28 protein-coding genes, 1 tRNA gene and 1 pseudogene are annotated in these 25,812 nt (G+C 67.1%); 12 read left to right on the top strand and 18 right to left on the bottom strand.

Annotated elements, in window-relative coordinates; translation table 11 throughout:
• Positions 1–240: 240 nt before the first annotated feature.
• The 3 genes from AC5JBD_RS14405 to AC5JBD_RS14395 form a co-directional block, all read right to left on the bottom strand.
• On the bottom strand, positions 241–927 hold the full coding sequence (locus AC5JBD_RS14405; RefSeq protein WP_495722503.1) for a hypothetical protein: 687 nt from the start codon (positions 925–927) through the stop codon (positions 241–243).
• 95 nt (positions 928–1,022) lie between these two features.
• On the bottom strand, positions 1,023–1,559 hold the full coding sequence (locus AC5JBD_RS14400; protein WP_495722502.1) for a hypothetical protein: 537 nt from the start codon (positions 1,557–1,559) through the stop codon (positions 1,023–1,025).
• Positions 1,560–1,612: 53 nt separating this feature from the next.
• Complete coding sequence (locus AC5JBD_RS14395; RefSeq protein WP_495722501.1) at positions 1,613–2,056, bottom strand: host attachment family protein; 444 nt, start codon at positions 2,054–2,056, stop codon at positions 1,613–1,615.
• Positions 2,057–2,154: 98 nt separating this feature from the next.
• On the opposite strand from AC5JBD_RS14395, the gene surE reads away from it, so the two are divergent.
• Both surE and AC5JBD_RS14385 read left to right on the top strand, forming a co-directional pair.
• Positions 2,155–2,919 carry a 5'/3'-nucleotidase SurE gene (gene surE, locus AC5JBD_RS14390; protein WP_495722500.1) on the top strand — a complete coding sequence of 255 codons (765 nt, stop codon included), beginning with the start codon at positions 2,155–2,157 and terminating at the stop codon, positions 2,917–2,919.
• Positions 2,919–3,968: a potassium channel family protein gene (locus tag AC5JBD_RS14385; protein WP_495722499.1), complete on the top strand. Its 1,050-nt coding sequence runs from the start codon at positions 2,919–2,921 to the stop codon at positions 3,966–3,968. The genes surE and AC5JBD_RS14385 overlap by 1 nt, the downstream gene beginning before the upstream one ends.
• On the opposite strand, the gene AC5JBD_RS14380 is transcribed toward AC5JBD_RS14385, so the two are convergent.
• The 3 genes and pseudogenes from AC5JBD_RS14380 to AC5JBD_RS14370 form a co-directional block, all read right to left on the bottom strand.
• A complete protein-coding gene (locus AC5JBD_RS14380) occupies positions 3,965–5,410 on the bottom strand; it encodes an AMP nucleosidase (protein WP_495722498.1) in 1,446 nt (481 codons plus the stop codon). The genes AC5JBD_RS14385 and AC5JBD_RS14380 overlap by 4 nt on opposite strands.
• 85 nt (positions 5,411–5,495) lie before the next feature.
• Positions 5,496–7,088, bottom strand: a complete 1,593-nt coding sequence (locus AC5JBD_RS14375; protein ID WP_495722756.1) for a hybrid sensor histidine kinase/response regulator — start codon at positions 7,086–7,088, stop codon at positions 5,496–5,498.
• Between the two features lie 9 nt (positions 7,089–7,097).
• Positions 7,098–8,963 (bottom strand): annotated as a pseudogene (locus AC5JBD_RS14370) (PAS domain S-box protein); the annotation flags it as partial.
• A 295-nt stretch (positions 8,964–9,258) separates the two neighbouring features.
• On the opposite strand from AC5JBD_RS14370, the gene rimO reads away from it, so the two are divergent.
• The 4 genes from rimO (at position 9,259) to AC5JBD_RS14350 (ending at position 13,295) form a co-directional block, all read left to right on the top strand.
• Positions 9,259–10,593, top strand: coding sequence for a 30S ribosomal protein S12 methylthiotransferase RimO (gene rimO, locus AC5JBD_RS14365; RefSeq protein ID WP_495722497.1), 1,335 nt, complete (start codon positions 9,259–9,261; stop codon positions 10,591–10,593).
• A complete protein-coding gene (locus AC5JBD_RS14360; RefSeq protein ID WP_495722496.1) occupies positions 10,590–11,978 on the top strand; it encodes a leucyl aminopeptidase family protein in 1,389 nt (462 codons plus the stop codon). Before rimO ends, AC5JBD_RS14360 begins: the two co-directional genes overlap by 4 nt.
• Before the next feature lie 137 nt (positions 11,979–12,115).
• Complete coding sequence (locus AC5JBD_RS14355) at positions 12,116–12,457, top strand: MarR family winged helix-turn-helix transcriptional regulator (RefSeq protein WP_495722495.1); 342 nt, start codon at positions 12,116–12,118, stop codon at positions 12,455–12,457.
• Positions 12,458–12,485: 28 nt separating this feature from the next.
• Positions 12,486–13,295: a C40 family peptidase gene (locus tag AC5JBD_RS14350; RefSeq protein ID WP_495722494.1), complete on the top strand. Its 810-nt coding sequence runs from the start codon at positions 12,486–12,488 to the stop codon at positions 13,293–13,295.
• A gap of 53 nt (positions 13,296–13,348) precedes the next feature.
• On the opposite strand, the gene mltG is transcribed toward AC5JBD_RS14350, so the two are convergent.
• The 5 genes from mltG to fabD form a co-directional block, all read right to left on the bottom strand.
• Positions 13,349–14,332 (bottom strand): endolytic transglycosylase MltG, encoded by a 984-nt coding sequence (mltG, locus tag AC5JBD_RS14345; protein ID WP_495722493.1) that lies wholly within the window; start codon positions 14,330–14,332, stop codon positions 13,349–13,351.
• Positions 14,329–15,591: a beta-ketoacyl-ACP synthase II gene (gene fabF, locus AC5JBD_RS14340; RefSeq protein WP_495722492.1), complete on the bottom strand. Its 1,263-nt coding sequence runs from the start codon at positions 15,589–15,591 to the stop codon at positions 14,329–14,331. The genes mltG and fabF overlap by 4 nt, the downstream gene beginning before the upstream one ends.
• Before the next feature lie 138 nt (positions 15,592–15,729).
• Positions 15,730–15,966, bottom strand: coding sequence for an acyl carrier protein (locus tag AC5JBD_RS14335; RefSeq protein WP_495722491.1), 237 nt, complete (start codon positions 15,964–15,966; stop codon positions 15,730–15,732).
• Between the two features lie 91 nt (positions 15,967–16,057).
• Positions 16,058–16,795, bottom strand: coding sequence for a 3-oxoacyl-[acyl-carrier-protein] reductase (gene fabG, locus AC5JBD_RS14330; RefSeq protein WP_495722490.1), 738 nt, complete (start codon positions 16,793–16,795; stop codon positions 16,058–16,060).
• Between the two features lie 2 nt (positions 16,796–16,797).
• Entirely contained in the window at positions 16,798–17,733 is a 936-nt protein-coding gene (gene fabD, locus AC5JBD_RS14325; protein ID WP_495722489.1) for an ACP S-malonyltransferase, read from the bottom strand.
• 203 nt (positions 17,734–17,936) lie between these two features.
• On the opposite strand from fabD, the gene rpsF reads away from it, so the two are divergent.
• From rpsF to AC5JBD_RS14295, 6 genes are all read left to right on the top strand, one after another.
• Complete coding sequence (gene rpsF / locus AC5JBD_RS14320; protein WP_495722488.1) at positions 17,937–18,392, top strand: 30S ribosomal protein S6; 456 nt, start codon at positions 17,937–17,939, stop codon at positions 18,390–18,392.
• 14 nt (positions 18,393–18,406) lie between these two features.
• The gene (gene rpsR, locus AC5JBD_RS14315; RefSeq protein ID WP_295371920.1) at positions 18,407–18,631 is read left to right on the top strand and encodes a 30S ribosomal protein S18; all 225 of its coding nucleotides are present in this window, start codon (positions 18,407–18,409) and stop codon (positions 18,629–18,631) included.
• Positions 18,632–18,643: 12 nt separating this feature from the next.
• The gene (gene rplI / locus AC5JBD_RS14310; protein WP_495722487.1) at positions 18,644–19,252 is read left to right on the top strand and encodes a 50S ribosomal protein L9; all 609 of its coding nucleotides are present in this window, start codon (positions 18,644–18,646) and stop codon (positions 19,250–19,252) included.
• A 110-nt stretch (positions 19,253–19,362) separates the two neighbouring features.
• Positions 19,363–20,424 (top strand): hypothetical protein, encoded by a 1,062-nt coding sequence (locus tag AC5JBD_RS14305; protein WP_495722486.1) that lies wholly within the window; start codon positions 19,363–19,365, stop codon positions 20,422–20,424.
• An 8-nt stretch (positions 20,425–20,432) separates the two neighbouring features.
• Complete coding sequence (locus AC5JBD_RS14300) at positions 20,433–21,095, top strand: Fe2+-dependent dioxygenase (RefSeq protein ID WP_495722485.1); 663 nt, start codon at positions 20,433–20,435, stop codon at positions 21,093–21,095.
• Between the two features lie 3 nt (positions 21,096–21,098).
• Positions 21,099–21,389 (top strand): hypothetical protein, encoded by a 291-nt coding sequence (locus tag AC5JBD_RS14295; protein WP_495722484.1) that lies wholly within the window; start codon positions 21,099–21,101, stop codon positions 21,387–21,389.
• A 65-nt stretch (positions 21,390–21,454) separates the two neighbouring features.
• On the opposite strand, the gene AC5JBD_RS14290 is transcribed toward AC5JBD_RS14295, so the two are convergent.
• From AC5JBD_RS14290 to grxC, 7 genes are all read right to left on the bottom strand, one after another.
• The gene (locus AC5JBD_RS14290; RefSeq protein ID WP_495722483.1) at positions 21,455–22,750 is read right to left on the bottom strand and encodes an MFS transporter; all 1,296 of its coding nucleotides are present in this window, start codon (positions 22,748–22,750) and stop codon (positions 21,455–21,457) included.
• Positions 22,751–22,936: 186 nt separating this feature from the next.
• Positions 22,937–23,554 (bottom strand): GTP cyclohydrolase I FolE, encoded by a 618-nt coding sequence (gene folE / locus AC5JBD_RS14285; RefSeq protein ID WP_495722482.1) that lies wholly within the window; start codon positions 23,552–23,554, stop codon positions 22,937–22,939.
• A complete protein-coding gene (locus AC5JBD_RS14280; protein WP_495722481.1) occupies positions 23,554–24,078 on the bottom strand; it encodes a hypothetical protein in 525 nt (174 codons plus the stop codon). The genes folE and AC5JBD_RS14280 overlap by 1 nt, the downstream gene beginning before the upstream one ends.
• Positions 24,079–24,147: 69 nt before the next feature.
• Positions 24,148–24,224 (bottom strand) — tRNA-Arg (locus AC5JBD_RS14275).
• Positions 24,225–24,263: 39 nt separating this feature from the next.
• Positions 24,264–24,695: a DUF1178 family protein gene (locus tag AC5JBD_RS14270; RefSeq protein WP_495722480.1), complete on the bottom strand. Its 432-nt coding sequence runs from the start codon at positions 24,693–24,695 to the stop codon at positions 24,264–24,266.
• Complete coding sequence (locus AC5JBD_RS14265) at positions 24,692–25,519, bottom strand: carbon-nitrogen hydrolase family protein (protein WP_495722479.1); 828 nt, start codon at positions 25,517–25,519, stop codon at positions 24,692–24,694. Before AC5JBD_RS14265 ends, AC5JBD_RS14270 begins: the two co-directional genes overlap by 4 nt.
• Positions 25,520–25,777, bottom strand: coding sequence for a glutaredoxin 3 (grxC, locus tag AC5JBD_RS14260; RefSeq protein ID WP_495722478.1), 258 nt, complete (start codon positions 25,775–25,777; stop codon positions 25,520–25,522).
• Positions 25,778–25,812 lie beyond the last annotated feature (35 nt).

Here is a 25,812-nt window from a genome sequence, read left to right as displayed (position 1 = left end):
GGCATTGTCGAAACTCTGCGCCTGCACCGCCGGCGGAGCGATCATCGGCGGCGGCGCGGTCTATACGGCGGCGAACCCGCCGGCCCGGCCCGCGCTGATCCAGAAGGCGAAGGCCAAGCCCGCCGATTATTATGTGAAGGGGCAGACCAAGGGTCCGAAGCGCGTGAAGCGAGTCGCCCAGGTCAAGCGCACCGAATGCGTGGTGACGCCGGGCACGACCACCACCACCCGCACCATCACCTATCCGGGCATCGCGCCGCCTCCGGTGCCATACCCGCTCCCGCCCGTGGCCCCCGTGGTCAGCGGCGGCGGTGGCGTCCCTGCGGTGATCGTCGGCCCCGGCTTCCCCGGCGGCGGCTTCGGCGGCGGCTTCTTCAGCGGCGGTTTCTTCGGCGGCGGCGGCGGCAACGCCATCTTCACCGCCTCCACCAGCACCTCGACGGGCGGCGTCTCCACCTCGACCGGTGGCGTGTCGACGACTTCGAGCACCAGCGGCGGATCGACCTCCACCGGCGGCAGCTCGACTTCGACCAGCGGCGGTTCGACCTCGACTAGCGGCGGATCCACGTCCACCTCAACGGGCGGAAGTTCGACCTCCACCTCGACCGGCGGCAGCTCGACCTCCACGTCCAGCGGCAACGTATCCTCGACATCCTCGTCGAGCGGCAACGTCTCCTCCTCGTCGAGTGGAAACGTTTCGACCTCGACGTCCTCGTCCTCGAGCGGCAACGTCTCGACGTCCACGTCGACCTCGTCGAGCAGCTTCGGCGGTGGCACCAGCACGTCGACCAGCACGAGCACCAGCACCTCGACCTCGACGGGCGGCCACGGCTCGACCGGCGGGTCGAATGGCGGCACGCCGGTTCCCGCACCGCCGATGATGATCCTGTTCGGTGCGGCCGCCGCGGCTCTGGTCGCGCGACGCAAGATAGCGCGCTCGGAAGCCTGAGCACCAAGTACAAAGAAAAAGGCCGCGTCCGGGTGCGGACGCGGCCTCTTCTTTTGCGTGAGCGTGTTGGCGCTTACTGCGCCCCGCCCTCCGTCTCGCCGGCAGCGCCGGCAGCCGCTTCGAGTTCGGCCACGGTCATGCCGATGACGGCGCCGTTCGGGCCCGGCGCGAGGCCCGTCCGGGGCAGCCGGACGAGCTTGCCGGAGCTGAGCTTTACCGTCACGAATTGATCGTCGAGCGCGTCGATCGTTCCAACCGTCGAGCCCTGCGAGCCGGTGACGGTGGCGCCGACGACGATCTTCTCGGCCGCGGAAGCGAGCGACTGCTCGACCGCGGCATTCACCTGGTCCCGAGTCATCGCCATGATGAAGCCGCCCTCATGGGCGGTGAACGAGGTCTTGGGCAGCCGCACCTCGTGCTTGTCGGTCTTCAGGATCACATAGTCGCCGTCGACGCTGGATATGGTGCCGACATCGCCGCCGGCGGTATCGCTGACCTTGGCGCCGGCCGAGAAACTGGCCGTGGCCGAAGCCGTCTGCGCCGCCGCCGGCTGGAGAGCCGCCGCGGAGGCCGCGAGACCGATCAGTATAAGCTTGTTACGAACCTTCATTTCCACTCCTCATCAATGCCCCTTTGTTGATCCAGGGCCCCACGGCCCGCAGCCTATTGCGCGCTGATGATTTTCTCAATCTCCTCGACCGGATGCCCGGTCAGGTCCTTGGCGATCTCCCCGGCGAGGCGCTTCTCGACCTCTTTATGATAATGTTTGCGAAGCTCCCCGAGCGTCCGCGGCGGAGCGACGATGATCAGCGATTCGAAGTCGTTCCGGAGCGCCCGCTTCTTGAGCAGCTCGGCCGTGTCCGCCGCGAAGCGGTCCTCTTCCAGCTGGTGGAAGTCGGTTTCTTCATAGGCGCTGCGCCCCGCGCCGCCGGACGCGTCGAAGGTCCGGCCGGGCCCGTCCGTCTTCCAGTCGCGGTCGGGCCGGTCTTCCTGCTCGCGCTTGCGCTCGATCTCCAGCTTCAGGAACTCGGCATCGCCCTCGTTGCGGAAGAACAGCATCTTGGCACCGTCTGCGACGACGACGAAACTGTTGTGCGGAACCTGCATTGCGCTCTCCTTACCGGTTTCAAGATGAACGCCGCATGGGGGGGATGGTTGCCGCGCCGGCTTGCCTGCCAACCGGCTCGTCGCCATAGCTCTCGGCGATGCGGATCCTGCTCACCAACGACGATGGCGTGAACGCCACCGGCCTCAAGGTGCTCGAACGGATCGCTCGCAAATTCTCGGACGACATCTGGATCGTCGCGCCGACGGAGGAACAGTCCGGCGCAGGCCATTCGCTCACCCTCACCCAGCCGGTGCGCCTCAGGCGCCTTGGCGAACGCCGTTTCTGCGTCACCGGCACGCCGACCGACAGCGTAATGATGGCGATCGCCCACATCATGAAGGACCAGCCGCCGGACCTCGTCCTGTCCGGCGTCAACCGCGGCGCGAATTTGGGCGAGGACGTGACCTATTCGGGCACCGTCTCCGCAGCGATGGAAGGCGCGCTGGCCGGCATCCCGTCCGTCGCGCTCAGCCAGAGCTATGCAAAGGAAGGCATGGGCGACACCGTTCCCTTCGCGGCTGCCGAGGCCTGGGCGGAGCAGGTGCTGCGGCCGATCGTCAGCAGCCCGATGGAGCCGCGCACCCTCGTCAACGTCAACTTCCCCGCCCTTGCGCCCGAGGAGGTGAAGGGCGTCCGCGTCACCCAGCAGGGTCTGCGCGACTATGGGCGCCTGCGCATCGTCCAGCGCACCGACCCGCGCGGATATGAGTATTTCTGGTTCGGCCTCGGCCCGATGATCGAGACGCCGAGCCATTCCACCGATCTCGAGGCGATCGCCGACGGCTATGTCGCCGTGACGCCGCTCCACCTCGATCTCACCCACGGCCCGTCGCTTGGCCGCCTGGCAGAGCTCTATTCCTGATGGGCCGCCGGCCGCGCGGGCCCGATCGTGTCACCCTGCGGCGCAAGAGCCCGCTGCCCGTATGGGCGCAGATCGCCTGGCGGGTAGCCCTGGTGCTGGGCCTGCTCCTGCTCGCCGTGCTCGTCCATTGGCTCGAACGGGACGGCCTGAAGGACACGCACGACGGGGTCGTCGACTTCCTCGACATCCTCTACTTCACGTCGATCAGCATCACGACGACCGGCTATGGCGACATCGTCCCCGTCAGCCCCGAAGCGCGGATGTTCGATGCGTTCGTCGTGACGCCGATCCGCATCTTCTTCGTGCTGATTTTCGTCGGCACCGCCTACAATCTCGTCTTCCGCCGCTCATGGGAAAAATGGCGCATGGAACGCATTCAGCGAAATCTCTCCGATCACATCATCATCGCCGGCTCCGGAACCAGCGGCTCGGAAGCGCTGGACGAGCTGATCGCGCTTGGCGAGCGGCCGCAGGACCTGGTGGTGGTCGACCCCAGGCGCGCCGCGCTGGAGCGTGCCGAAGCGCTCGGCTGTGCCGTGCTCGAGGCGGACGCCACTCGCGACAAGACGCTCCAGGCCGTCCATATCGAGCGTGCCCGGGCGATGGTCATATCCGCCGGCAGCGACGATGCCTCCATCCTCATCACGCTGACGGCCCGCCATCTCGCGCCCAAGCTCAAGATCAGCGTCGCGGTGCGCAACGAGGATAACGAGTTGCTCGCCCGCCAGGCCGGGGCGACGACCGTGATCAATCCGGTCAGCTTCGCCGGCCTGCTGTTGGCAGGCTCCACTCACGGCGCGCACATATCCGACTATCTCGCCGACCTTGCCTCGTCGAGCGGGCGGGTCCGGCTCGCCGAGCGGGACGTGCTGCCGGAGGAATGCGGCAAGCCGCTGTCGGCGATCGCCAAGGGGCTGGGCGTGCGCGTCTATCGCGACGGCATGCCCTACGGCTTCTGGGAGCCGGAAGCAGCGTCGCTGCGCCCCGGCGACTGCATCGTCGAGATCATCCCTACCCGCCGTGCGGAGCGCGAGCTCGGCCCCGCTTAGCGGAAAGGCGGCTCGTTGAAGGCGCGCAGCTTGCGGCTGTGGAGCCGGCGGCTGTTGGTGCGCATCAGCTCGCAGGCGGCGATGCCGATCATCAGATGCTCGCCGATCGCGCGCTCGTAGAAGCGGTTGGCTTGGCCCGGCAGCTTGATCTCGCCGTGAAGCGGCTTGTCGGAGATGCAGAGCAAGGTGCCGTAGGGCACGCGGAAGCGATAGCCCTGCGCCGCGATCGTCGCCGATTCCATGTCGATCGCGACGGCGCGCGACTGGTTGAACAGCAAGGCCGAGGATGAGTAGCGCAGCTCCCAGTTGCGGTCGTCGGTGGTGACGACGGTGCCGGTGCGCAGCCGCTGGCGGAGCGCCACGTCGTCCTCGCCGCTGACCTGCAGCGCCGCCTCCTGGAGCGCCTGCTGGACCTCGGCGATGGGCGGGATCGGCACGGTCGGCGACAGCACCGCATCGAGCACGTGATCGTCGCGCAGATAGGCGTGGGCGAGCACATAATCGCCGATCTTCTGGCTTTCCCTGAGGCCGCCGCAATGGCCGATCATCAGCCACGCCTCGGGCCGAAGCACCGCCAGATGGTCGGTGATCGTCTTCGCATTCGACGGCCCGACACCGATGTTGACCAAAGTGATGCCGGTCCCGCCGTCGGCGATCAAGTGATAGGCCGGCATCTGGTGGCGCCGCCACGTCCCCTCCGCGATCACCTTGTCGGGATCGGCCTCATCTCCCCCGCTCATCAGCAGGCCGCCCGCCCCTGCCAGCGCCGTGTAGCGGCTGTTCGGGTCGCGCACCTGCTCCACCGCCCAGCGCACGAACGCGTCGACATAGCGGTGATAGTTGGTGAACAGCATGTAGCGCTGGAAATGCTCGGGCTCGGTGCCCGAATAATGCCTCAGCCGCGCCAGCGAGAAATCGACCCTCAGCGCATCGAACAAGGCCAGCGGCTGCGCGCCCGACGCGCTCGCCCACCAATGGCCGTCGGCGATCTCGTCGCCGATCGCAGCCAGCTCGGTGGAGGGGAACCAGCGGGCGAGATCGGCCGAAGCGACGTCGCCCAGCTCGAGATCGCCGAGCACGTACGGGTAGGGGATCTCCTGGCGGCTGCGGCCGACCTCTACCTCGACGTCGTAATTGCCGAGCAGGAAGTCGATCTGCTCGGCCAGATAATCCTCGAACAGCTCGGGGCGAGTAACGCTCTGGGCATAAAGGCCCGGCGCGGTCAGTCGTCCGAAGGCGCGGCCGGTCGGCGACTTCGCGGGATCTCCATGATAGCGGATGCGGAGTTCCGGATAGGCGAAGGCGCCGTCCTTGCGCCAATTCGCATCGGGGATCTTCCCCGCCTCGATGAAGCGGGCGAGTGCGCGCTGGAGATTCTGGACGGATTCGGAGAAGATCTCCTTCAGCTGCTCGACATAAGGCGCGGATCTGGAATCGCTCATTCTGGTCCCTTGTTTCGCAAGGGCTTTAGGCGGAGCGCGGCGCCTCTGGCTAGAGTGCGGACACCTGTAGCGGCCCCGGGAATGCTTAAGCCGAGCCCGGGTCTCCGCCAGCGAGGCTCGACAGGGTGGCGGCGAGGTCCGCCTGCCGGAAAGGCTTGGTGAGCCGCGGCAGGTCCGGAGCGACGCCTTCGGCCTCGGCATAGCCGGAGACGATCAGCACCGGCAATCCGGGCCGGCGGTCGCGCACCTCGCGGGCAAGGTCGGCGCCGCTCATGCCCGGCATCATATGATCGGTGACGAGCAGGTCGATATTGAGCCCGTCGCCGAGCTTCACCAGTGCGTCCGCGGCGCACGCCGCCTCAACAACCTGGTAGCCGAGCTCCGACAGCATGTCGGCGGTGCTGATCCGCACCAGGTCCTCGTCATCGACGAGCAGGGCCGTGCCGCGACCGCGTCCAGCGGCCGGCCTCGGCCCTGCCTCCTCCGGCTCCGCGGCCGACCTTTCGGTCAGCGGCAGCCACAGGTCGACGCAGGTGCCGAGCCCCGGCCGGCTGCTGATCGCGAAGCCGCCGCCCAATTGCGCGGCCAGGCCATGCACCATCGACAGGCCGAGGCCGGTGCCCTTCCCGATGCCCTTCGTCGAAAAGAAAGGCTCGATGGCTCGCGCCAGCGTCGCCTCGTCCATGCCCACACCGGTATCAGCCACCGACAGGCGCAGATAGTCGCCAGGCTTCAGCTGCGAACGGTGGCTTGCGCCGACCGCATCGGGCGCGGCCGAGATGGTAAGTGTGCCGCCGTTAGGCATCGCGTCGCGGGCGTTCACGCTGAGGTTGAGGATCGCCATTTCGAGCTGGTTCGGGTCGGCTAGCGCAGCGGGAAGCTCTTCCGCCACATTGACTACCAGCCGGACCTGCGGCCCCGACGTGCTGGCGATGAGGTCAGCCATGCCCGCGACGAGGCTCGCCACGTCGACCGCGCCGGACTTGAGCGGCTGGCGGCGGGCAAAGGCGAGCAGCCGCTGGACGAGCGTCTTGGCCCGCTCGGCCGATTGCAGCCCGCCGTCGATCAGCCTTTGCTCGCGGTCGCCGCCGAGCCCGCGGCGCTTCAGCAGGTCGAGGCAGCCGATGATCGGCGTCAGCAGATTGTTGAAATCGTGCGCGACGCCGCCGGTGAGCTGGCCCATCGCCTCCAGCTTCTGCGACTGCCGCAATTGCTCCTGCGCCTGGATGAGCTCGTCGGTGCGCTCCTCAACCCGCCGCTCCAGCGTCTCGTTGAGCTCGCGCAGCCGCGTTTCGCTGTCGCGCAGGGCATGCTCGATCCGCTTGGCCTCGGTGACGTCGTTGACGAGCGCGTAGAAGCCGATGACCTGGCCGTCGAGCCAATTGGGCACATAGTCCACATGGACGTACCGCGAGACGCCGTACTGGTAGGGCAGCTCCCGCTCGAACGCCTGCCGGTCGCCACGCAGCACCGCCTCGACCGACGGGCGGATCTGCTCGAAGGCCTTCTCGCCCAGCACCTCGGCCATGGTTCTGCCGATCACCTGGTCGCGGCTGATGTCGAACCAGCCTTCGTAAGCTTTGTTGGCGAACAGATAACGGCAATCCGCGTCGACATAGGAGATCAGCACCGGCAGCGACTCGGTGACCAACCGCAGCTGCGCCTCGCGATCGCGCAGCTCGGCCTCGATGCGCTTCTGATCCGTGATGTCGATCTGGATGCCGTCCCAGATCAGCGACCCGTCCGCCTGCTCGCGTGGTGCCGAGATGATCCGGCACCAGCGCAGTTCGCCGTCGGCACGCCGGAACCGCGCCTGCACGTCGAAGAAAGTGCGGGTCCGGATCGCCTCCCCCTCCGCCGCTGCTACCGTTCCCCGGTCGTCAGGATGGATCAGCTGGTAGGGGATGGCCGGATCCTGGAGCACGGCCTCCGCGGATATTCCAGTCAGTTGCTCATGGCTTTGCGAGACATAAACGAAGCGGCGGGCCGCGCCGTCGGCGCCGGTCGCGATCTGATAGACCATGCCGCCGGGGAGATGGTCGGTCAGCGCGCGCAGCCGCGCCTCGCTCTCGCGCAGGGCATCCTCGGCGCGGCGGCGTTCGCTCACGTCGCGAGCGATGGCGTGCAAACCGGTTGGGGCGCCCTCGTGGTTTCGCGTGAGCCGGGAGTTGATCTCCCACGTCATCAGCTGCCCTTCAGCGCCGTAGACTTGGGTCTCGTAACGCGTCGATTCCGACCCGCCCGACAGTTTGCTGGCGAACATCTGCTTCGAGCGCTCGTGCATCTCGGGTGGCAGGAACTCGGCAATCGATCGGCCGGTCAGCTCCTCCGGCGTTGTGCCCAGCGCCGCGGCGATCGCCGGGTTGCCTTCGACGATCCGCATCTCGAGGTCGGCCGTGAAGATATAATCGTTGGCATTCTCGAACTGCTCGCGGAAGCGTTCCTCGCTTCGTCTCAGCTCCGCTTCCGCCTGATGCTCAACGGTGCGGTCGCGGAAGATCTTTAGATAGCCGCCGCTGTCTTCCAGCCGCATGATAAGGCCGGAGCCCCAGAAGCGGCTGCCGTCCTTCCGGATATGCCACCGCTCGTTCTGCGCCTGGCCATCGACATAGGCGCGGTTGATCTCGTGGTCCGGAACGCCGGCCGCGCGATCTTCCGGCGTGAAGAAGAGGCTGCTGGGCTGCCCGAGCGCTTCCTCGGGCGAGAAGCCCATGATCCGCTCCGCGCCGCTGTTCCAGCCGGTGATGGTGCCCTGATCGTCGAGAGTGACGATGGCGAATTCCTCCGCGCCCTCGACGATCTGCCGGTAGCGCTCCTCGCTCGCCCGCAGCGCCTGTTGGACCCCGCGTGCTTCGGTGACGTCATGACCCTCGACGAAGATGCCGGTGACGCGGCCAGATTCGTCGATGATCGGCTCGTAGATGAAGTCGAGGAAGCGCTCTTCGGAAGCCCCTTCGGGCGTGCGCCGCAGGCGGATTGAGATGCCGTCGGCCCTATAGCGTTCGCCGCTCGAATAGACGGTGTCGAGCAGCTCAAAGAAGCCCTGCCCCTCCACTTCAGGGAGCGCCTCCCGCGCCGCCAGCCCCGTCGGGTCACGCCCGCCGATCAGCCTCACATAGGCTTCGTTGACGAACTCGAATACATGGTCCCGACCGCGCAGGATGGCGATGAATCCCGGCGCCTTCTGGAACAGCCGCTGCTGGCGCTCGCGCTGCTCGCTCAGCTTGCGTGCCGCGAGCACCTGCTGACTTGTCTCCATGCAGGCGCAGAACATGCCCGCGACGGACCCGCTCTCGTCGCGCACGGGGGAATAGGAAAAACTGTACCAGGTGTCCTCGGGATAGCCGTTTCGCTCCATCACCAGATGGAGGTCCTCGTTGAAGGTCGGCTCCCCCGCCAGCGCGCGCTCGATCAGCGGAAGGAGGTCTTCCCAGATCTCGGACCATGCCTCGCGGAAGGGGCGACCCAGCATGTGCGGATGCTTGGCGCCGAAAATCGGCGCGTATGCGTCATTGTAGAGGAAGGCGAGTTCTGGTCCCCAGGCGATGAACATTGGAAAGCGCGAGTTGATCATCAACGCGACGACGGCGCGGAGCGATTCGGGCCAACCTTCGGGCGGGCCAAGCGGCGAGTCCGACCAATCGTGCGCGCGCATCAGCGCGCCCATCTCGCCGCCGCCGCTGAGGAAGCCGGCGCTGCCGCCTTGAGACAGATCCCCCAATGCCACGCCTCACTGCCTCCCGACGCGTCCCTTCCTTTACCGCGGGACCCGCTTGCCGGGGACGTAAAGGGAAGCCGCTCTTGATCCTAGTAAAATTCGTGCCGAGCGCCTATGTGGCCGGCATCCCATGGCTCTAGAACTTCCCTCCCCGCCCAAGGTGGGCATGGTCTCGCTCGGCTGTCCGAAGGCGCTGGTCGACTCCGAACGCATCCTGACCAAGCTCAGGAGCGACGGCTATGCGCTGTCGCCCGACTATGACGATGCCGACGTGGTGCTGGTCAACACCTGCGGCTTCCTCGATTCGGCCAAGGAAGAGAGCCTGGCCGCAATCGGCGAGGCGATCGCCGAAAATGGCCGCGTCATCGTCACCGGCTGCATGGGCACGGAAGCCGAGGTGATCCGCGAGCGCTTCCCGGACGTGCTCGCCGTCACCGGCCCCGCTCAATATGAGCAGGTCGTCGGCGCCGTCCACGACGCCGCGCCGATGCCGCCCCACGCCTTCCTCAACCTGGTGCCGGAAGGCGGCCTCAAGCTCACGCCGCGCCACTACAGCTATCTGAAGATTTCCGAGGGCTGCAACCACCGCTGCCGCTTCTGCATCATCCCGTCGCTGCGCGGCGACCTAGTCTCCCGCCGCCCCGACGCGATCCTGCGCGAAGCCGAGAAGCTCGTCGCCGCCGGTACCAAGGAGCTGCTGGTGATCAGCCAGGACACCTCCGCCTACGGCGTCGACATCCGCCACCAGCCGCGCCCCTGGAAGGGCGGCGAGGTGCGCGCCCACATGACCGATCTCGCCCGCGAGCTTGGCAAGATCGCGCCCTGGGTGCGGCTCCATTACGTCTATCCCTATCCGCATGTGGACCAGGTCATCCCGCTGATGGCCGAGGGGCTGATCCTCCCCTATCTCGACATCCCGTTCCAGCACGCCTCCCCGTCCGTGCTGAAGTCGATGAAGCGTCCCGCGAACCAGGTGAAGGTGCTCGAGCGCCTCCGCGCCTGGCGCGCGATCTGCCCGGACATCGCGATCCGCTCCTCCTTCGTCGTCGGCTTCCCCGGCGAGACTGAGGCGGACTTCGAATATCTGCTCGAATGGCTGGACGAGGCCCAGCTCGACCGCGTCGGCGCCTTCCGCTTCGAGCCCGTCGCCGGCGCTGCCGCCAATGATCTCCCGGGCGCAGTGCCCGAAGAGGTCAAGGAAGAGCGCTACGCCCGCGTCATGGAGAAGACCGCCGCCATCTCCGCCGCGAAGCTCCAGGCCAGGGTCGGCCGCACGTTGGACGTCATCATCGACCTCGCCGATGGCGAAGGCGGCGCCACCGGCCGCTCCTATGCCGACGCGCCGGAGATAGACGGCGAAGTGCACCTCCGCGACGCGCCGCATGCAAAAGCGGGTGACATCCTGAAGGTGCTGGTGGAAGAGGCCGACGAGCACGACCTCTTTGGAGTCCCCGTCGCCGCATGACCGACCTCGCCTCGCTGCTCCAGGCCGACAAGGGCCAGCCCGCCACTGCGCTGCACCTCGTCGACAAGAAGAACGTCGAGGATTGGCTGAAGGGCCAGCCGGAGCGGATCCGGGGCGCAGCGGCGGCGCAGGGCTTCAAGGGCGAAGGCTCCCAGCTCGCCATCCTGCCCGGCGAAAAAGCGGGTTGGTCTGCCGTCCTCGGCGTCGCGAATGTCGACGAGCTCAGCCCCTGGTGCCTGGCCAAGGCCGCCGAGACGCTGCCCGAGGGCACCTATCGAGTCGAGGGCCGCGGCCCGGGACCGGCGACGCTGGGCTGGCTGCTGGGCCAGTATCGCTTCGACCGTTACAAGAGCGAGGGCCAGAAAAAGGGTCCGCGCGTGCTGCTCACCGATGATCCTGCGCGGATCGAGGAGACGCTGCACCTGGCGGAATCGACCTTCCTGGTCCGCGACCTCGTCAACGTGCCCGCCCAGGATCTCGGCCCCGCCGAGCTTGAGGCCGCGGCAGGCGCGCTGGCCAAGGACGCTGGCGTCAAGCTGACGGTCACATTGGGCGACAGGCTCGCGACCGACTATCCGATGATCCACGCCGTCGGCCGCGCCGCCTCGGCCGATCGGGCGCCCCGCCTGATCGAGCTCGAATGGGGCGACCAGCGGCATCCCCGTATCGCCATCGTCGGCAAGGGCGTCTGCTTCGATTCGGGCGGGCTCGACATCAAGAACGCGTCCGGCATGCGCCTGATGAAGAAGGATATGGGCGGCGCGGCGCATGCGCTCGGGCTTGCCGGTCTCATCGTCAGGAACCGGCTGCCGGTTCGTCTCCACCTTCTTATCCCGGCGGTCGAGAACGCGATTTCCGGCAACGCCTTCCGGCCCGGCGACGTCCTCAGGAGCCGCCAGGGCGTGACCGTCGAGATCGGCAATACCGACGCCGAGGGCCGCCTCATCCTCGCCGACGCGCTCGCCAAAGCGGTCGAGGAGAAGCCCGAGCTGATCGTCGATTTCGCCACCCTCACCGGCGCCGCCCGGGTGGCTCTCGGACCCGACCTCCCGGCCCTCTTCGCCAATGACGACGCTCTTGCCGCCGATCTGCTCGCAGGCGGCGAGGCCGTCTCCGATCCGCTTTGGCGCATGCCGCTGTGGAAGGCGTATAATGAGATGTTCGCCTCCGACATCGCCGACATCGGCAACGCCTCCGACGCGCCGCTTGCGGGCGCCGTGACGGCCGCCCTCTTCCTGCAGAGGTTCGTGCCGGACGAGCTGCCGTGGGCGCATCTCGACACCTTCGCCTGGCGGCCCTCGGCCAAGCCCGGCCGGCCGAAGGGCGGCGAGGCGCTCGGCCTTCGCGCGGCGTGGCAGATGCTGAAGGGGCGCTACGGCGGCTGAGACGAACCTCGCTGTTCCTGCGTCGAAAAAGCTTTTGGTTAACGAAACGAAAGCGTCTCTGACTGGTTTAGCTTCCGAAACATAACTCGCCCGCCATGCGGAGAATCAATGTGTCGGAACGCTCCCTAAAAGGCTGGATGCAGACGCTGATCAGCTATGTAAGGTCAGGTCAGCCCGACCTTACCAACCGCCAGATGGCACTGATGCTGCTGGTCTATCTCACTCCCGGGCCGCACACGGTGCGCGGCCTCGCCAACATTCTCGGCGTGTCCAAGCCGGTGATCACACGCGCCTTGAACACGCTCGGCACGCTCGGCTATCTGCGGCGCGTGCGCGACGAGGCGGACCGCCGCAACGTGTTCGTCGCCAAGACCAGCACGGGACAGGATTTCCTTGACGGATTCGAACGCAACATCGAGCAGGAAGCCCCTGCCCGCCGATCCGCCAAGGAGCGACCCTTCATCCTCCAGCACGGCTAAGCGCTTCAGCCTCAGCGGCCCGTCGCTCGTGCTGGACGAGCGCGTCCACGCCTATCGCCGCGATATTGCCGACATCGCGCTCGCCGGTCAGCTGTTCGCGCCGCATTACGCCCGGCCGATGATGCGCAGTTGCGGCATCCGCTCCACCTTCCTGCGCTACAAGCCCACGCCTGACGCGGTGATCGGCTCCGAGCTTCTCCCGGGCGAGGAGTTCGCCGTCCTCGAAATTTCCGGCGGATGGGCCTGGGGCTATTGCCGCAACGATCACTATGTCGGCTATGTCGAGGCGATCGCGCTGGTCGAGACGCCACCGCCGACCCACCTCGTCGCTGCCGCCCATGCACCGATCCTCGCCGAGCCCGACATCCACGCGCCGGTCCTCGCCACCCTGCCGATGGGCGCGCGCGTGACCGGCGAGGAGCGCTCCGGGTTCCTGGGCACCGGTGCTGGCTACATGCCGTTCACGAGCGTGCGTCCGCTCGATGCCTATGAGCATGATCCCGTGGCGGTCGCGGAGCGGCTGGACGGCTCGCCCTATCTCCTCGGCGGCCGCACCGTCAGCGGCATCGACTGCTCCGGTCTGGTCCAGCTCTCGCTTGCGCTCTGCGGCACCCCGGCGCCGCGCGACAGCGACCAGCAGCGCGTGCTCGGCAAGGCGCTGCCCGAGGATGCGGAGCTGAAGCGGGGCGATCTGATCTTCTTCAAGGGCCATGTCGGCCTGATGGTGGATGAAGAGCGGCTGATCCACGCCACCGGCCATCACGGACGCACTCTTATCGAGCCGCTTGACGAGATCGCCGCCCGCACCGCGATCCAGGACCGGCGACGCCTCGGCTAGCGGCTTTCGACTTCGAACAGTTCCAGCTCAGGCTGAATCAGCACGCGAAGGCGTTACATCTCGCCCTTAGCTCGGCGCAGGGCGTACCATTTCGAAACATTGGCATTATGCTCTGCCAGCGTGTTGGCAAAGACGTGCCCGCCGGTCCCGTCCGCGACGAAATAGAGCGCTTTGGTCTCCGCCGGATCGAGCACGGCAGCAATCGACTCGCGCCCAGGATTGGCGATCGGCCCCACCGGCAGCCCGGCCATCCGGTACGTGTTGTAGCCATTATCCCGGTTGAGCTCGGAACGGAGGATGCGGCGGCCCAGCGGCTTGCCCTTGGTCACCGGATAGATGACGGTCGGATCCGCCTGCAGCGGCATGCCTTCCTTCAAGCGATTGGTGTAGACGCCCGCCACCATCCGGCGCTCCGAAGGCTTGCCGGTCTCCTTCTCGACGATCGAGGCCAGCGTGATCACCTCATGCTTGTTGGAGACCGCGATGCCCGGCTTGCGCTTCGCCCAGAGCGCGTCGAACTCCTTGGTCATCGCGTCCTGCATGCGCTTCAGCACCGCCGCCCGGCTCTCGCCGCGCTGGTAGCTGTAGCTGTCGGGAAGGACGGAGCCCTCCTCCGGCACCGCCACCGGGCCAGTGAGGAAAGGCGCGCGCATCAGCCGCTCGTGCACCATGATCGAGGGAAGCCCCTCCGGCACGATGACGAAGCGCTGCAGCGTCTTGCCGCTCTGGAGCAGCGCCAGGATGTCGGACGGACTGGCGCCGGCCGGCACCTCATATTCGCCGGCGTGGATCGGCTCGCTGTCGCCGAACAGGCGCGCGCGCAGCCGGAAGCTGTCGGCCGATGCGAGCACGCCCGCCTGCTCCAGCGTCCGCGCCGCACTCGCCACGCTAGCGCCTTGCGGGATCACCACCGCGGTGGGCTGCTTGGCCGGCCCGGCTGCGTTCCAGCCGGTCAGCAGCCAGATGCCCGCGACCAGCCCGAGCAGGATTCCCGCCGCCACGCCGAGGGCGATCAGGCGCTTCAGCGGCAGCCTCACTGGACGGCGCGCATCACCAGGCTGGCATTGGTGCCGCCGAAGCCGAAGCTGTTGTTGAGCACCGCCTTCACCTTGCGCTCCTTGGCGACCAGCGGGACGAGGTCGACCCCGGCGGTGCCGTCGCTCGGATTTTCGAGGTTCAGCGTCGGCGGCACGATCTGGTCGCGCATCGCGAGGATGCAGAAGATCGCCTCGACCGCACCGGCGCCGCCGAGCAAGTGGCCGATCGCCGACTTGGTCGAGCTCATCGAAAGGTTCGCGACATTGTTGCCGAACAGCCGGCGGACCGCGCCGAGCTCCAGCTCGTCGCCGAGCGGCGTCGAGGTGCCGTGGGCGTTGATATAGTCGATGTCACCGAGATCGAGCCCCGAGCGCTTCATCGCCACTTCCATCGCCCGGTAGCCGCCGGCGCCCTCGGGGTGGGGCGCGGTGACGTGATAGGCGTCGCCGGACATGCCGTAGCCGATCAGCTCGGCATAGATTTTCGCGCCGCGCTTTTTCGCCCGCTCATATTCCTCGAGCACGACCACGCCCGCGCCCTCGCCCATGACGAAGCCGTCGCGATCCTTGTCATAGGGCCGGCTCGCCCGCTCGGGCTCGTCGTTGAAGTTGGTCGACAGCGCCTTCGCCTGGGCGAAGCCGGCGATGCCGATCGGGCAGATCGCGCACTCCGAGCCGCCGGCCAGCATCACGTCGGCATCGTCGAGCTGGATCATCCGTGCCGCGTCGCCGATCGAATGGGCGCCGGTCGAGCAGGCGGTGACGACCGCGTGGTTGGGACCCATCAGGCCATATTTGATGGAGACCTGGCCTGAGATGAGGTTGATCAGGCGCCCGTGCACGAAGTGAGGGCTGACCCGGCGCGGTCCGCGCTCGTGCAGGACCAGCGACTCCTTCTCGATGCCCGGCAGGCCGCCGATGCCGGAGCCGATCGACACGCCGACGCGGTAGCGCTGCTCTTCAGTCATGTCGGTGAGGCCGGCATCCTCGAGCGCCTGGCCGGCGGCGTCGATCCCGTAGATGATGAACGGGTCGACTTGGCGCTGGACCTTGTGGTCGACGCGCTTGTTGGCGTCGAACCCATTCTCCTCGTCCGCTCCCCGCACTTCGCAGGCGATCTTGCAGGCGAAGTCGGTCGGGTCGAACTTCGTGATCCTCCGCGCGCCGCTTTTCGACGCGAGGATGTTCCTCCAGCTCGTATCCACGTCGGCGCCAAGCGGCGTCACGAGGCCAAGACCGGTCACGACTACGCGGCGCATGCTGAATCTCCAAAATACGAACAGGCCCAGACCCGTCCGGGCTGAGCCTGTCGAAGCCCTGCGTTTTCTGGAGGCCGTCTAGGAAAAAGACAGCCCTTCGACAAGCTCAGGGCGAACGGTGAACGCGTCTTTCGACCGTCAGGCCTTGTTGGCCTCGATATAATCGATCGCGTCCTTGACGGTGGTGATCTTCTCCGCCGCATCGTCCGGGATTTCGACGCCGAATTCCTCCTCGAACGCCATGACGAGCTCGACGATGTCGAGGCTGTCCGCGCCGAGATCGTCGATGAAGCTGGCTTCCTCGGTGACCTTGTCGCTCTCGACGCCCAGATGCTCGACGACGATCTTCTTAACCCGCTCGGCGGTCTCGCTCATATTCTACCCTTCCCTAGGCAATGTTTGACGTGGCCCTAGCCGTTCCCAGCCCGCGCTGGCAAGTGCTGCGCCCGATTGAAGTCCTGCCGCGCTACAGCATCGCCATGCCGCCGTTTACGTGCAGCGTCTGGCCCGTGACATAAGCAGCTTCGCGGCTGGCCAGATAAACCGCGGCAGCGGCCACGTCGTTCCCTTCGCCGAGCTTGCCGGCGGGAATGCGGCCCATCAGCACCTCCTTCTGCGCCTCTGGGAGCGCATCGGTCATCGCGGACTGGATGAAGCCCGGCGCGATGCAATTGACGGTGATCCCGCGCGAGGCGACCTCCTGCGCCAGCGCCTTCGACATGCCCACCAGGCCCGCCTTGGACGCCGCATAATTGGCCTGCCCCGGATTGCCGGTCGCACCGACCACTGAGGTCACCGAGATGATCCGACCGTGCCTGGCCCGCATCATCGGCTTCAGCGCCGCCCGCGCCAGCCGAAACGCCGCCTCGAGGTTGATCCGGATCACATCAGACCATTCCTCGTCCTTCATCCGCATCGCCAGATTGTCCCGCGTCACCCCGGCATTGTTCACAAGGATGTCGAGCTTCCCAAGCTTCTCCACCGCCTGCGGCACCAGCGCATCGACCTCGGCCGCGTCGGAAAGGTTCGCCACCAGCGCCACATGATCCCCGCCGAGCTCACCGGCAAAGGCCTCCAGCTTCGCCTGATTGGACCCCGAAAGCGCCACCCGCGCCCCCTGCCCCGCCAACGCCCGCGCCACCGCCGACCCGATCCCGCCCGAGGCGCCGGTTACGAGTGCGGTCATGCCGCTGAGGTCGAACATGCTCAAATCTCCTTCAAGAGCGCTTCGATGTCGTCCATCGAGACGATGCTGGTCACCGTCGCGTCCGGGGCGATGCGCTTGACCATGGGGCCGAGCACTTTCCCGCCGAACTCGACGAAATGGGTGACGCCGGCGTCGAACATGGCCGTGACGCTCTCGCGCCAGCGGACCATACCCGTGACCTGTTCCACCAGCAGCCGGCGGATATCGTCGGGCTCCTCCACCGGAGCGGCCGTCACGTTGGCGTAGACGGGCACGATCGGCGCGCGCAGGTTCGCCTGGCCGAGCGCTTCCTCCATCGCCCGCGCGGCAGGCTCCATCAGCGGGGAGTGGAACGGCGCCGAGACCGGCAGCAGCACGGCGCGCTTGGCGCCCTTCTCCTTGGCCAGCCCGAGCGCGCGCTCGACGGCCGCCTTGTGGCCGGAGATGACTACCTGGGTCGGATCATTGTCGTTGGCGACGGTGCACACCTCGCCCTCCGCGGCCGCCTCTGCCACCGCTTGCGCGACTTCGACGTTGGCGCCGAGCAAGGCGGCCATCGCTCCCTGCCCGACCGGCACCGCCGCCTGCATCGCCTGGCCCCTGAGCTTCAGCAGCCGCGCCGTCGTCGCCACATCGAAGGCATCCGCAGCGGCGAGCGCGGTATATTCGCCGAGGCTGTGGCCGGCGACGAAATCCGCCTTGTCCGCGAGCTTGAGGCCCGCCTCGCGCTCCAGAACCCGCAACGTCGCGAGCGCATTTGCCATGATCGCCGGCTGCGCATTCGCGGTCAGCGTCAGCTCGTCCTGCGGCCCTTCGGCCATCAGCCGCGCAAGGTTCTGCCCGAGCGCCTCGTCGACCTCCTGGAACAGCTCACGGGCAACCGAGCTCGCCTCTGCGAGGGCCTTGCCCATGCCGACCGACTGGCTTCCCTGGCCGGGAAAGATGAAAGCGCGCATAGGTCCTCCTGTCGCGGCGGCTGGTAGGCCAGGCCCTCGCGAAAGCGCAAGCGAAGGCTTGCTTTTCGCTCCCTCATCCGCCATGTGGCGCGGCATCGGGGCTGAGGCGCTGCCTTCCAGCCCCGTTAGCTTTTTGAGACGACAGCCGGAGGGGCGTTCGCATTGGGCGGCGTCAGCGATCGGCCAACATGAAGGACGTGAGCATGCCGGCATACGAGCATGTGTTTCTCGCGCGTCAGGATCTGGCCCAGGCCCAGGTCGATGCGCTGGCGGAAAACGCCACCAAGATCATCGAGGACAATGGCGGCAAGGTCGTCAAGACCGAGACCTGGGGCCTCAGGTCCCTCGCCTACCGCATCCAGAAGAACCGCAAGGCGCATTACGTCATGCTCGATTTCGACGCGCCTCCGGGTGTCGTCGCCGAGCTCGAGCGCCAGACCCAGATCAACGAGGACGTCATCCGCTACGTGACGATCCGCGTCGACGAGCATGAGAACGGCCCGTCCGCGATGATGCGCCGCAACGAGCGCGACCGCGAGCGCGGTGATCGCGGCGATCGTGGTGATCGCGGCCCGCGCGGCGACCGTCCGGATCGCGGCGATCGCTTCGACCGCGGCCCGCGCACCGACCGCGCCCCCCGCGAAGACGCCGAAGCCTAAGGAAGGACAGCATCATGGCACGCCCATTTTTCCGCCGCCGCAAGAGCTGCCCCTTCTCGGGCAACGACGCGCCGAAGATCGATTACAAGGACGTCCGTCTGCTCCAGGGCTTCGTGTCCGAGCGCGGCAAGATCGTCCCCAGCCGCATCACCGCGGTGTCGGCCAAGAAGCAGCGCGAGCTCGCCCAGGCGATCAAGCGCGCGCGGCATCTCGGCCTTCTCCCCTACGTCGTGAAGTAAGGAGCCGCAGACATGGATGTCATTCTGCTTGAACGCATCGAGAAGCTCGGTGCCATCGGCGACGTGGTGAAGGTGAAGAACGGCTATGCCCGCAACTTCCTCTTCCCGAGCGGCAAGGCGCTCCGCGCCAATGAAGCCAACAGGAAGGTCTTCGAGACCAACCGCGCCAAGATCGAGTCCGACAATGCCGAGCGCCGCTCGGCCGCCGAGAAGGACTCGAAGAAGATCGAGGGCGCGACGGTTCAGTTGATCCGCCAGGCCTCGAATGTCGGCGCGCTCTACGGCTCCGTCTCCGCCCGCGATCTCGCCGAGGCGCTGGAGGCCCAGGGCCACAAGGTCGCCAAGAACCAGATCGTGCTCGATCGTCCGATCAAGAATATCGGCATGCAGGACGTGAAGATCGCGCTGCACCCGGAGGTCTCGGTCACGATCCACGTCAACGTCGCCCGCTCGCCCGAAGAGGCCGAGCTCCAGGCGCAGGGCGTCGACGTCATGGCCGACATGTTCGAAAAGGACACCGCCGGCTTCACCGAGGATTACGATCCGAACGCGGAGCCCGGCGAAATCGCCGCCACCCGCGAGAATACCGGTGGCGAGGGCGAAGCGGCCAGCGAGGCCTGAGCTCCTGCTCGTTGCGAAAGAGCCGCCTGCCTTCGGGTGGGCGGCTTTTTTGTGCCTGAAGGATTTGCGTCCGGAGCGCCGCGCGCCTTAGTGTCGCCGCGCCAGCCGCCATGCAGAATTTCACCTTCCGTCCCGCTCAAGCCAATCCGCTCGCCGAGGTCGCCCGGAGTCCGCGCTGGTTCCCGCACGCGCTCGATCCGGCGACCGACCGCGTCCTCCTCGTCGAGAAGAGCGAGGCGGATTACCGGTCCGCGAGTTTCCTCGACGACCGCGCTCTGGCCCCGAATGGCGCTCAGCATGTCGCCGCCTGGCGCGACCTCGAAGCCGCACTTCCCGCCGAGGCGCGCCGCGACGCCGGCTACATCTTCCATATCGGCCATGTCGGCTCGACCCTGATCTCGCGCCTGCTCGGCGAGCTGCCGGGCGTATTCGCGCTGCGCGAGCCCGTGCTGCTGCGCAACTTCCACGATCTGGCGATGCTGTCCGGCCAGCCGGAGAGCCCTTGGGCGCCCGAATGGCTCGACCAGCGCATCACCACCCTTCGCGCCCTGCTCTCCCGCACCTTCCGCCCCGAGCAGCGTGCGATCGTCAAGGCGACCAGCTTCACCAGCGAGCTGGCGCCCCGGTTCGTCGGGAACTCGCGCGCGCTGCTGCTCTATACCGGCGCCCTTCCCTATCTGGAGAATATCCTGGCCGGCGAAACCTCTCGGCAGGAAGTCCACGCCCTCGCCGGCCAGCGCCTCAAGCGCCTGTCGCGACGGCTCGGCGAGGTGCCGTGGAAGCTTTGGGACCTCTCCTTCGGCCAGCGCGCCGCCCTCGCCTGGGCATGCGAGATGACCTCCCTCGCCGCCGCGTCCGACGCGCTCGGCGAGAGCGTGCGCTGGAGCGATTTCGATGCATTCCTCGCCGATCCGGCCGCCCGCCTGCGCGAGATCGCGCACTTCTTCGGCCAGCCTCTCGACGAGGCGGGGGCGCGGCAGATTGTGGAGGGGCCGCTGATGCGCCGCTACTCCAAGGGTCTAGAATACGAATATAGCCCGGACCTGCGCGCCCAGGTCCTCGCCCAGTCTCGCGACCGCAACCGCGCGGAAATCAGGGAGGCGATGGCCTGGCTGGAAGAGGCCGCCGGCCGCTTCCCCGTCATCGCCGACGCACTCGGCCGCAAAGCATAGGATCAGGCATGTTCAGGGAAATCGATCTGCTCAATGCCCAGGAGGTGGCGGAGCTCAGGCGCATCGCCGCCGCCGCCCAGTTCGTCGACGGCAAGATCAGCAATCCCCATTCCAAGGTGAAGCAGAACCTCCAGCTCCACGATCCCACCGCCTATCAGCGCTCAGCGCAGATCATCATGCAGGCGATGCGCGAGCATGAGGATTTCAACAATTTCGTCCTCCCCGCCGCGATCGCGCCGCCGATGATGACCCGCTACACCAGCGGCATGCGCTACGGCGCGCATCACGACATGGCCTATATCCATCTCGGCCAGGCGACGCTCCGCTCCGACATCAGTGCGACGATCTTCCTCAACGATCCCGCCGACTACGAAGGCGGCGCCCTCCTGATCCATCTCGGCAATCGCGAGGTCCGCTTCCGTCTCGCCCCCGGCCACGCCATCCTCTACCCCTCCAGCACCTTCCACGAGGTCGAGGCGGTGACCTCGGGCGAGCGCCTCGTCGCCATCACCTTCATCCAGAGCCGCGTCGCCGACTCCTTCCACCGCGAGATGCTCTACGAACTGAACGAAGTCGCCGCCCTCGCCGGCCTCGACATGAAGCCCGACCACCTCGCCAGGCTCCAATATTGCCACCAGACTTTGCTGCGGCATTGGGGCGACAGGCCCTAGACCATGAAGCTCTCGAGGCACCAGCTGGCACTCGGCTTGGCTTTTCTGCTGCCAGCCGCCAGCATCATCCTCTTGGCCATTCCGCCGTGGCACGACTGGTTCCCGCACACGCAAAACATCGGACTGCCTTGGCTTATTGTCACGGCTGCGGCGGGAGGCGTCGGAATATTGCTGCTGTCCCTGAAAGCTTGGCAAAAGCTCGTCGCGCTCATTTTTTACGTGCCGCTCACGTTCCTAGTCCTTGCATATCTCGGTTTCATGATCGCCTGCATTGTGCGACGTGCGTGCCTTTGACGCGGACCACGCGCTCAAGACATATAGCGAGCGATAGCCGGAGGCGGCGCAGAACTAGCGAGCATTCACCTTATCCGCGCCAACTCCACCCCCCTCGTCTCCCGCGCTAGCAAGGCAGTCACGCCGCTGATTGCGCAGGCGACGCCGACATAGATCGCCACCGGGAGTGGCGAATCATACGCTTGGTAGAGCGTCAGCGCGATGATTGGCGCCAGTGAGCCGGCGACGATCGAGGTGAGCTGGTAGGCGATCGACACGCCCGAATAGCGGATGCGGGTCGGGAAGAGCTCGGTAATGAAGGCGGCCTGCGGGCCGTACATCGCGCTGTGTAGGACGAGGCCGACCACGATCGCCAGCACGATCGCGCCGCTGCTGCCGCTGCCGAGCAGGCCGAACATGACGAAGCTCCAGGCGGCGAGGCCGAGCCCGCCCGCCGCATAGACCGGCCGGCGCCCGATCCGGTCGGACAGCAAAGCGAAGAGCGGGATGGCGAAGAACTGCACCGCCGCGCCGATCAGCAGCGCATTGAGCGCCGTGCTCCGCGTCTCCGCCGCCACGTCGACCAGATAGGTGAGCGAGAAGACGGTGAGGATGTAATAGGAGATGTTCTCGCCGACGCGGAGGCCCGCGCCGAGCAGGATCGCCTTCGGGCGCTCGCGGATCACGTCCATCGCCGGCAGCTTGGGCGGCGCCTCCGCCTCCTCGAGCGCAGCCTCGAACATCGGGCTCTCCGACACGCGGTTGCGGATATACCAGCCGACCACGACCAGCAAAGCCGACAGCAGGAAGGGCACCCGCCAGCCCCAGGCGAGGAAGTCCGCCTCACTCTGCATCCCCGCCATCAGCGCCAGCACGCCCGCGGAGAGCAGGCTCCCGGCGGCGACGCCCGCCTGCGGCCAACTCGCCCAGAAGCCGCGCCGCGCGCTGTCGCCATGCTCAGCCGCCATCAGCACCGCCCCGCCCCACTCGCCGCCCACGGCAAAGCCCTGGACGAGGCGGAGCAGGATCAGACCGATCGGCGCCCAGACGCCGATCTGCGCATATGTCGGAAGCAGCCCGATCAGCACCGTCGCCACGCCCATCAGGATCAGGCTCAGCATCAGCAGCCGCTTGCGCCCAATCCGGTCGCCATAATGGCCGAACACGATCCCGCCGACCGGCCGCGCTACGAAGCCCACCGCATAGGTGCCGAAAGCGAGCAGCGTCCCGATCATCGGATCGTAGGACGGGAAGAACAGCTTGTTGAAGACCAGCGCCGCCGCCGAGCCGTAGAGGAAGAAGTCGTACCACTCGATGGTGGTGCCGATCATGCTCGCGGTCACGACCCGCCTTAGCGGCGTCCGCCCCTCCTCACTCTGCATCGCTCAGCCCCTTTTCCGCGCTTTCCTACAGGCTCCGAATCAGGATAGCATCAAGCTGTCCCGCTCACCGGGCCGGTTCTTTGAAGATGTTGAAGCAAGCAGTCCCGGGCATCACGGGCTACAGATTCGCTTGATGAGAAGCCGAAATTTTCCCGTTTTCGTTGCAACTTTGCCAACTTCGCCGGCTCAATAGCCCATCAGCGCCAGCACCTCGCGGCGGCTGCGCTCGTCGCTGCGGAACACGCCCATCATCCGGCTTGTGCTCATCATCACGCCGGGCGTGTGGACGCCGCGCGCCGTCATGCAGGCATGCGTCGCTTCGATCACCACCGCCACGCCCTGCGGCTCCAGATGCTCCCAGATGCAGTCGGCGACCTGCGCGGTCAGCCGTTCCTGAACCTGCAACCGACGGGCAAAGCCGTGGAGGACGCGGGCAAGCTTGGAGATGCCGACGACGCGCTCACTTGGGAGGTAGGCGATCGCGGCCTTGCCGATGATCGGCGCCATATGGTGCTCGCAATGCGACTGGAACGGTATGTCCTTCAGCAGCACGATCTCGTCATAGCCGCCCACCTCCTCGAAGGTCCGGCTGAGATGGTGGGAGGGATCCTCCTCATAGCCGCGGGCATATTCGCGCCAGGCCCGGGCGACCCGGGCCGGCGTGTCGAGCAGTCCCTCGCGCGTGGGATCGTCCCCCGCCCAGCGGATCAGCGTGCGCACCGCATCGGCGACATCGTCCGGCACCGGGATCTTGGGCGCGCGGCGGACGAGATCGCCGTCGACCGGTTCGTCGGGCGCCGCCATCAGCGCACCCGCTTGGCGCGGATGCGCCGCTGGGCATAGTCCAGCATATAGCCGCCGGCGGCGCTCTTGCGGATCGTCACCTTGTCGCCGGTGCGCGGCATGCCGAGCTTCGGCGTCGCCTCCGTCGTCTGCCAGACCGCCCCGGTGTCGAGCTCCAGCTGCCAGTTCTCGAAGCCGGCGGCGCGGGCCGACCTCACCACCGCATCGATCTGCTTCGCCTCCTCCGGCTCGTCCTCCGCCTTTTCTCCGCCGCCGAAGAAAGGAAGATTGACGTTGAAGCCGAACAGCGACCGGCGCGTCGTCCGCACCGCATTTCGGTCGAGCGCGACAAGGCCGCCGCTCCGGACCGCCTGGTCGAGCGCGGAAGTGGCCTGATCGAAGCAACGAAGCCGCGCTTCGGCCTCCGTCTGCCCGCGGCAATCGAGGACCGAGGCCACGACCGGCGCCACCGGCTTCCCCTCCTGCGCCGCCGCCCCGGCAGGCAGCACCGCCGCCCCGGCGATCATGATCATGTAAAGCTTCATAAGCGCCCCTTTGCGTTCGCCCAAAAGCCTAAGGCGGCGCGGCGAATATGCAACCGGCGGCGAAGGAGGTGGTGACCCCGACAGGATTCGAACCTGTGGCCCTCAGATTAGGAATCTGATGCTCTATCCTGCTGAGCTACGGGGCCAGCCACCGCCGACCGAGTTACGGCGCCCCGCCCTGCGGGTCAATTCTCCTCGCCCGGCTCCGCCACCGGGAACGGCAAAGGCGAGACGGGGATGCCTTCGTCGGCGAGCTGCTCGGCTTCGGCCTTGGTCGCCTTGCCGTGGATCGCGCGCGCATCGGCCTCGCCGAGGTGGATCGCCCGCGCCTCGTCCGCGAAGCGCTCGCCCACCCAGGAGGAGCGCTGGAGCATCTCCTTCTGCGCGGCGGCCATGGCGGCGAGCATCTGCTTCATCTGCTCGGGCTGCGGCGTGGCGGCCGACTGGTTGCCCTTCGCGGCGACGGCGGGGGCCATCACAGCCTTGCCGACCTCTTTGTCGCCGCAGAGGGGGCACTCGATCAGGCCGCGCCGGGACTGGTCCTCATAATCCTCGCTCTTGCCGAACCACGCCTCGAACACGTGGCCGGCACCGCACTTCAGATCGAAGACGATCATGTCAGCTCGGCGGCGGGAATGGGCCGGCGGTGGCGGATGGCGGGCAAGCGGCTGCGGACCGCCTCGACCTCGGCAAGGTCCAGGTCGGCGAAGCCGACGCCCCGCTCGCTGACCATGTCGAGCAGTACGCGGCCCCACGGGTCGATGACCAGCGAATGGCCGTACGTCTCGCGCCCGTCCTCATGCCGTCCCACCTGCGCCGCCGCGACGACGAAGGCACCGGCCTCGATCGCGCGGGCGCGAAGCAGAATATGCCAATGGGCCTGGCCGGTCGGCACGGTGAAGGCAGCGGGCACCGCGACGATCGTCGCTCCTGCGTCGGTGAGCGTCCGGTAGAGGTCCGGGAAGCGGAGATCGTAGCAGACGGAGAGGCCGAGCCTGCCGGCCGGGCTTTCCGCCACCACCGCCCGCTCGCCCGGCGCATAAGCCGCGGATTCGCGCCAGCTCTCGCCGGTCGGAAGATCGACGTCGAACAGATGCATCTTGTCGTAGCGGGCGCGGATCCGGCCCTCATCATCGATCAGGAAGCCGCGATTGACCAGCCGCCCGTCGTCCCGTTCCCCGGCGAGGGCAAGCGAACCGAGATGGACCCAGATGCCCGCTCGTGCCGCCGCATCGCGTATGCCGGCAAGGACCGGGTCGTCGGCCTCGCTTCTCAGATGAGCGGAAGCACGCTCGCGATCGCGGTCGAGCAGGCCGCTCATCTCGGGCGTGAATAGGATCTCCGCGCCGCCCGCGCTCGCCTGCTCGACGGCGCCGACAAGGTCGCGCGCGTTCCGCTCCGGATCGATGCCGGTCGTCGCCTGGTAGAGGGCTATGCGCATCTAGCCTGCGAGCAGCGGGTCGAGCCGGCCTTCGCGGTCGAGGGCATGGAGGTCGTCGGACCCGCCGACATGATGATCGTTGATGAAGATCTGCGGCACCGTCGTGCGGCCGTTGGCACGGCTCAGCATCTCGGCACGCTTCTCGCCGCCCATGGTGATGTCATATTCCTCGAACTGCACCCCCTTCTCGCCGAGCAGGCGCTTGGCGCGGGCGCAATAAGGGCAGAGGAACTTGGTATAGATCTCGATGCGGGCCATCGGGGAGCTCCAGTGTTGTTGCGGACGTGCGGACC

The sequence above is a fragment of the Allosphingosinicella sp. genome (genome assembly GCF_059502505.1).
The sequence above is the reverse complement of the archived record's forward strand: the minus strand, read 5'-3'. Positions and strand labels throughout refer to the sequence as shown.

What these genes read in the sequence shown, in the direction of transcription:
- AC5JBD_RS14400 (WP_495722502.1), bottom strand. Translation starts at nt 1,559, where the DNA reads ATGAAGGTTCGTAACAAGCTTATACTGATCGGTCTCGCGGCCTCCGCG.
- AC5JBD_RS14395 (WP_495722501.1), bottom strand. Translation starts at nt 2,056, where the DNA reads ATGCAGGTTCCGCACAACAGTTTCGTCGTCGTCGCAGACGGTGCCAAG.
- surE (WP_495722500.1), top strand. Translation starts at nt 2,155, where the DNA reads ATGCGGATCCTGCTCACCAACGACGATGGCGTGAACGCCACCGGCCTC.
- AC5JBD_RS14385 (WP_495722499.1), top strand. Translation starts at nt 2,919, where the DNA reads ATGGGCCGCCGGCCGCGCGGGCCCGATCGTGTCACCCTGCGGCGCAAG.
- AC5JBD_RS14380 (WP_495722498.1), bottom strand. Translation starts at nt 5,410, where the DNA reads ATGAGCGATTCCAGATCCGCGCCTTATGTCGAGCAGCTGAAGGAGATC.
- rimO (WP_495722497.1), top strand. Translation starts at nt 9,259, where the DNA reads ATGGCTCTAGAACTTCCCTCCCCGCCCAAGGTGGGCATGGTCTCGCTC.
- AC5JBD_RS14360 (WP_495722496.1), top strand. Translation starts at nt 10,590, where the DNA reads ATGACCGACCTCGCCTCGCTGCTCCAGGCCGACAAGGGCCAGCCCGCC.
- AC5JBD_RS14355 (WP_495722495.1), top strand. Translation starts at nt 12,116, where the DNA reads ATGCAGACGCTGATCAGCTATGTAAGGTCAGGTCAGCCCGACCTTACC.
- fabF (WP_495722492.1), bottom strand. Translation starts at nt 15,591, where the DNA reads ATGCGCCGCGTAGTCGTGACCGGTCTTGGCCTCGTGACGCCGCTTGGC.
- AC5JBD_RS14335 (WP_495722491.1), bottom strand. Translation starts at nt 15,966, where the DNA reads ATGAGCGAGACCGCCGAGCGGGTTAAGAAGATCGTCGTCGAGCATCTG.
- fabG (WP_495722490.1), bottom strand. Translation starts at nt 16,795, where the DNA reads ATGTTCGACCTCAGCGGCATGACCGCACTCGTAACCGGCGCCTCGGGC.
- fabD (WP_495722489.1), bottom strand. Translation starts at nt 17,733, where the DNA reads ATGCGCGCTTTCATCTTTCCCGGCCAGGGAAGCCAGTCGGTCGGCATG.
- rpsF (WP_495722488.1), top strand. Translation starts at nt 17,937, where the DNA reads ATGCCGGCATACGAGCATGTGTTTCTCGCGCGTCAGGATCTGGCCCAG.
- rpsR (WP_295371920.1), top strand. Translation starts at nt 18,407, where the DNA reads ATGGCACGCCCATTTTTCCGCCGCCGCAAGAGCTGCCCCTTCTCGGGC.
- rplI (WP_495722487.1), top strand. Translation starts at nt 18,644, where the DNA reads ATGGATGTCATTCTGCTTGAACGCATCGAGAAGCTCGGTGCCATCGGC.
- AC5JBD_RS14305 (WP_495722486.1), top strand. Translation starts at nt 19,363, where the DNA reads ATGCAGAATTTCACCTTCCGTCCCGCTCAAGCCAATCCGCTCGCCGAG.
- AC5JBD_RS14300 (WP_495722485.1), top strand. Translation starts at nt 20,433, where the DNA reads ATGTTCAGGGAAATCGATCTGCTCAATGCCCAGGAGGTGGCGGAGCTC.
- AC5JBD_RS14295 (WP_495722484.1), top strand. Translation starts at nt 21,099, where the DNA reads ATGAAGCTCTCGAGGCACCAGCTGGCACTCGGCTTGGCTTTTCTGCTG.
- AC5JBD_RS14290 (WP_495722483.1), bottom strand. Translation starts at nt 22,750, where the DNA reads ATGCAGAGTGAGGAGGGGCGGACGCCGCTAAGGCGGGTCGTGACCGCG.
- folE (WP_495722482.1), bottom strand. Translation starts at nt 23,554, where the DNA reads ATGGCGGCGCCCGACGAACCGGTCGACGGCGATCTCGTCCGCCGCGCG.
- AC5JBD_RS14280 (WP_495722481.1), bottom strand. Translation starts at nt 24,078, where the DNA reads ATGAAGCTTTACATGATCATGATCGCCGGGGCGGCGGTGCTGCCTGCC.
- AC5JBD_RS14270 (WP_495722480.1), bottom strand. Translation starts at nt 24,695, where the DNA reads ATGATCGTCTTCGATCTGAAGTGCGGTGCCGGCCACGTGTTCGAGGCG.
- AC5JBD_RS14265 (WP_495722479.1), bottom strand. Translation starts at nt 25,519, where the DNA reads ATGCGCATAGCCCTCTACCAGGCGACGACCGGCATCGATCCGGAGCGG.
- grxC (WP_495722478.1), bottom strand. Translation starts at nt 25,777, where the DNA reads ATGGCCCGCATCGAGATCTATACCAAGTTCCTCTGCCCTTATTGCGCC.